Genomic DNA, 4,972 nt, shown 5'->3' on the forward strand with positions numbered 1-4,972 from the left:
GGTCCCGGCGAGGCCGCGCGCGGCCACACCGGCGGCGCGGCGCAGGGTCTCGGCGTCGTACCCGTCCTCAGCCTCGGGCTCGGCGCCCAGGCCCACCGCCACCAGGAGCGGGGCCGCGAAGCCGGCCGGGGCGGGCAGCTTCGTCAGCTCGCCCTCGGCACCCGAGGCACCGAGGGTCTCCAGGACGCCGGGCAGCGCGCCGTCGTACGCCTCGACGACGGACTCGGCGCCGGGCGCCACGACGGGGCCCGCGCCGGCCTTGGCGACACCGATCACGATCGCGTCGGCGCTCAGGCCGGGCGCCGCGGCGGTGCTGAGAGTCAGAGCAGTCACGGTGGTGAAATCTCGCTTCCGATGTGAAGTTGCAGTGGCCGATTGCGTTCCTCGGCCGCCCGGTGGGGCGGCCTCACGCAAGGGGGGTGGGTCGACCGGGCCCGACAGCCGACCCTAGGCCCAGCGTGGGACCACTTCGGCAACCGGGGTCTCCACCCCGTCGGCGAGCACCCGCCACGAGACTACGCGCGTGCGCCCGCTCGCTCATTCCTCCGGGTGGTCACTCGAACGTGGCCGTCCCTTCGTCTGCGGGCAACTCCGCGTGCGTACAGGGGGGTTACGCCGCGCCGCCCAGCGCGAGCACGACCAGGACCGTCGTCGCGGCCGTCTCCGCGAGGGCGCCGAACACGTCCCCGGTGACCCCGCCGAAGCGCCGGACACAGTGGCGCAGCAGGAGTTCGGCGGCGCCGAGGGCGAACAGGACGGCCGTCGCGGCGTGTACGGCACCCCACGCGCCGAGGGTCGCTCCGCAGGCCGCCGCGAGCAGCGCGCACCCCGCCACGGCGACCGTCGCGCCCCGCACCGGGACCACCCCGGCGACCGCCGCCCCCAGCCCCTCCGGGCGGGCGGCCGGTATCCCGGCGCGGGCGGCCAGGGTGAGCGCGAGGCGGGCCGCCAGTGCCGAGACGAGCGCGGCCACCGCGCCCCGGGTCCAGGAGGTGCCGTAGAGCTGGGCGAGGACGGCCACCTGGGCCAGCAGCACCAGGAGCAGGGTGATCACGCCGAACGGCCCGATGTCCGACTGCTTCATGATCCGCAGGGCGTCCTCGGCGGGCCTGCCGCTGCCGAGCCCGTCGGCTGTGTCGGCGAGCCCGTCCAGGTGCAGACCCCGCGTCAGCACCGCCGGTACGGCCACCGAGGCGACGGCGGCGAGCAGCGGGCCCGCGCCGAGCAGCAGGAGGAGCAGGCCGAGGGCGGCCGCGCCGACGCCGACGGCCAGCCCGGCCACGGGGGCGCAAAACATGCCCGCGCGCGCCGCCTCGCGGTCCCAGCGGCGGACCCGTACGGGGAGCACGGTGAGGGTGCCGAAGGCGAAGCGGAGGCCGTCGAGCGGGGTGAGGGCGGGGGCGGGGGTGTCGGCGGGGGTCTCGGGCATCGGCGCAGGCTACCGGGCGGACGCGGAAGCGCTGCTCCGGGCGCCGGATGTGAGCCGCCGCTCCGGGACAACGGGGATAAAGTGCGCACATGGGGCAGTGGTGGGAGCGGAACATCGTGGAGCCGGGCAAGCTTCCGCTGTTGCTGGCCCTCGCCGCGTTCGTGCTCACCTTCCTCGTCACCCGGATCGTCACCCGGCTGATCCGCGCCGGGAAGGGGCCGTTCGGCAACGTCAGCGCGGGCGGGCTGCACATCCATCACGTGGTGCCCGGGGTCGTCCTCACCCTCGTCGGCGGGTTCGGCGCCGTCGCCAGCGACCGGCACGGCTTCGGGGCCGGGCTCGCGGCCGTCGTCTTCGGGATCGGCGCGGGGCTGGTGCTCGACGAGTTCGCGCTGATCCTGCATCTGGACGACGTGTACTGGACCGCCGAGGGCCGCAAGAGCGTCGAGGTCGTCGTGCTCACCGCGGCCCTGGTCGGACTGCTCCTCGCCGGGTTCTCCCCGTTCGGCGTCAACGACCTCACGCAGGACGAACTCCAGGACCGGGGCGGGGTCATCGCCACCATCGCGGTCAACTTCCTCTTCTCGCTGGTCGCGCTCAGCAAGGGCAAGGCCCGCGTCGCGATCTTCGGCGCCATCGTGCCCCTGCTGGCCCTCGCGGGCGCGATCCGGCTGGCCCGCCCCACCTCCCCCTGGGCCCGCCGGTTCTACGTCCACCGCCCCCGCGCCCGCGCCCGTGCCCTCCTGCGCGCCTACCGCCACGACCGCCGCTGGGCCGGTCCCCGGCGGGCCGTCCAGGACCTGATCGGCGGCAAGCCGGACCCGAGCCCGGCGCGGCTCCCGCGCGGCGGCTGACCCGGGGTCCGTTTCCCGTACCGGCCGCGCACCGCCGAAGCCGCGCACAGCACGCCCGTCGCCAGCAGCGCCGCCAGATGCTCCTTGCCCGCCAGGTTGTCCTTCGCCAGCACCTCCACGACCATCGCCACCGGCACCAGGACCGCCGTCGTACGGGCGCCGTAGCGGGCCGCCACGAACACCGCGAGGCCGACCACGGCCGCCGACGGGCCGGTGTCCACCACCAGGGCGTCGGAGGCGGGCAGGCCGAAGGGGGAGTGCGGGCCGAGGGCGATGCCGAGGCGGGCGTAGAGCGTTCCGGCGAGCGTGGCGGTGTAGGCGACGGTGAGGGTCCGCGGGCGGCCGAGGCAGATCTCCGCGATCCCGAACACGCACAGGATCTGCGCCAGCGCGCCCCACACCGGCAGGTCGAGCGCGGGCACGAAGAGGGACAGCGGGGTGCGCAGCAGGGCCTGCCACAAAGGGTCCTGGGCACGCACCGCGCCCGCCGTCTCCACCGCGCGGAAACCCCAGGGCTGGTTCTGGACGTACTGGAGCAGCGCGGTCAGGGACACCGCGGCGAGCGTCATCGGGATCGCGGGCAGGCCGCCCCGCGCGCGCAGGGCGCCGTACAGCGGCCCCCACTCGGCGCGGGCCCACCGGACCGCCCGGCTCACCTGCGGGCCCTCACCGGTGGGTCTCCAGGTGTCTGCGGTGCAGCCACTTGGGCAGCCCCGGCGCCTCCAGGAAGCCCTCGGCGCGGGCCGAGGCCAGCGCGATACGGGGCAGGTCCGCGCTCTTCTCGAAGAGCAGGAAGCGGGGCTCCCAGATCGGGCGGTACTTGGCGTTCGCCCGGTACAGCGACTCGATCTGCCACCAGCGCGAGAAGAAGCTCAGCAGCGACCGCCACAGCCGCAGCACCGGACCCGCGCCGAGCCGCGAGCCCCGCTCGAACACCGAGCGGAACATGGCGAAGTTGAGGGAGACCTGGGTGACGCCGATCTCCCGCGCGCCGCGCAGCAGGTCGATGACCATGAACTCCATCAGGCCGTTGTCGGAGTCACGGTCACGACGCATCAGGTCCAGCGAGAGGCCGCCCGGACCCCACGGCACGAAGGACAGCAGCGCCCGCAGCCGCCCCTCGGCGTCCACGCACTCCAGCATCACGCACCGGCCGTCCTCGGGGTCGGCGAGCCGCCCCAGCGCCATGCTGAAGCCGCGCTCGGTGGCGCCGTCGCGCCAGTCGTCGGCCCGCTTCACGAGGTACGCCATCTCGTCGGCCGGGATGTCCTCGTGGCGCCGCACCCGCACCCGGTACCCGGCCCGCCGCACCCGGTTGTACGCCTGGCGGACCGTGCGCATCGCGCGGCCCTCCAGGGTGAAGTCGGCGACCTCCACGATGGCCTCGTCGCCGAGTTCCAGCGCGTCCAGGCCGTGCCGGGCGTAGACGGTCCCGGCCTCCTCGCTCGCGCCCATCACCGCCGGGATCCAGCCGTGCGCCCGCGCCTCGGCCAGCCAGGGCGCGATGGCGCCGGGCCACGCCTCCGGGTCGCCCAGCGGATCGCCGGAGGCGAGACTGACCCCGCCCACGACGCGGTAGGCGACGGCCGCCTTGCCGGTCGGGGACCACACCACGCTCTTCTCCCGGCGCAGCGCGAAGTAGCCGAGGGAGTCGCGCTCGCCGTGCCGGTCGAGGAGTTCGCGCAGCCGCTTCTCGTCGTCCTCGGTGAGCGGGTCGACCGCGCGCCGGGAGCGGAACGCGGCGTAGAGGACGGCGAGCAGCAGGGCGGTGCTGAGCACGTTGATGCTCACGTTCGCCCAGTTGGGCGGGTCGATGCCGGGGAAGCTGGACTCCTCGGCGGCGACCGAGATCAGCCGCAGGGTGCCGTACTGCCAGCGCTCCAGGAAGGTCGAACTCGCCGCGTCCGGCGCCTGGTTGGTGACCGTCACCAGGAGCCCGGCGAGCAGTGAGGCGGCGAGTCCGCCCCCGCCGGCGACGGTCGCGGCGAGCCGGGGGTTGGCCCGGTCGCCCTTGGCGTAGAACGCCCGGCGGCCGACGAGCAGCGCGGCGACGAAGGCGGCCGTGAGGACCAGCGAGACCCAGTTCTGCGCGGAGCGGTGGATCTCCGGGAACACCATGGCGAAGGCGAACAGCGCGAGGAACACCCCGCTGAGCACCAGGTTGAGGATCCAGGCCGCCCGCTTGCGCCGCCGCATGGTGATCGCGAGGAACGCGGTGAACACCCCGGAGGCGAAGCCCGCCGTCAGCAGGTACGGCGTGAACAGGTTCTCCTGGTTGTGGCGGCGCACGTCCTGGCCCAGCGACACCCATACCGCGCTGAGGAAGTTGACGAAGGCGACGGCCCGCAGGTACCAGACCGCGCACGCGGCGGCCCGGCGGGACCGGCCGCCGGACCGCCGCCCGGGCTCGGCCTGCGGGTCCACGGCGATTCGGGCGTCTCCCATGACGGGTGATCATATGGGCGCCAAAGCCGCGAAACGCGCTCATCGGCGGGGGGCTCCGCGGATGGCCCGAGGGGTTCACTCCTCGGGCCGCGCGACCTCCCCGGCCCCGGTCTCCCCGACGGCCCGGGGGGTCACTCCTCAGGCCGCGTGGCCTCCTCGGCCCCGGCCTCTCCGGCCTCGTTCTCCTCGGCCCCGCTCTCCTCGGTCCCGCTCTCCTCCGCCTTCACCTCCGGCAGCTCGGCCG

Annotated in this window: 5 protein-coding genes; 1 reads left to right on the plus strand and 4 read right to left on the minus strand. The window is 74.9% G+C overall.

Features of this window, described 5'->3' with window-relative positions:
• Together GTW40_RS31360 and GTW40_RS31365 are read right to left on the minus strand one after the other, a co-directional pair.
• On the minus strand, positions 1–333 hold a 333-nt coding region (locus tag GTW40_RS31360; protein WP_343245832.1), incomplete at its 3' end, for a M17 family peptidase N-terminal domain-containing protein.
• Positions 334–610: 277 nt separating this feature from the next.
• Entirely contained in the window at positions 611–1,429 is an 819-nt protein-coding gene (locus GTW40_RS31365; protein ID WP_161183520.1) for an adenosylcobinamide-GDP ribazoletransferase, read from the minus strand.
• An 89-nt stretch (positions 1,430–1,518) separates the two neighbouring features.
• Between GTW40_RS31365 and GTW40_RS31370 the strand changes: the two genes are divergently transcribed.
• Positions 1,519–2,283, plus strand: coding sequence for a hypothetical protein (locus GTW40_RS31370; protein WP_161183521.1), 765 nt, complete (start codon positions 1,519–1,521; stop codon positions 2,281–2,283).
• On the opposite strand, the gene GTW40_RS31375 is transcribed toward GTW40_RS31370, so the two are convergent.
• Together GTW40_RS31375 and GTW40_RS31380 are read right to left on the minus strand one after the other, a co-directional pair.
• Complete coding sequence (locus GTW40_RS31375) at positions 2,181–2,939, minus strand: hypothetical protein (RefSeq protein WP_161183522.1); 759 nt, start codon at positions 2,937–2,939, stop codon at positions 2,181–2,183. The two genes, GTW40_RS31370 and GTW40_RS31375, sit on opposite strands and share 103 nt — an antisense overlap.
• A gap of 10 nt (positions 2,940–2,949) precedes the next feature.
• The gene (locus GTW40_RS31380) at positions 2,950–4,728 is read right to left on the minus strand and encodes a phosphatidylglycerol lysyltransferase domain-containing protein (protein WP_161183523.1); all 1,779 of its coding nucleotides are present in this window, start codon (positions 4,726–4,728) and stop codon (positions 2,950–2,952) included.
• Positions 4,729–4,972: the final 244 nt, after the last annotated feature.

This window comes from Streptomyces sp. SID4985, assembly GCF_009863025.1.
GTDB lineage: Bacteria > Actinomycetota > Actinomycetes > Streptomycetales > Streptomycetaceae > Streptomyces.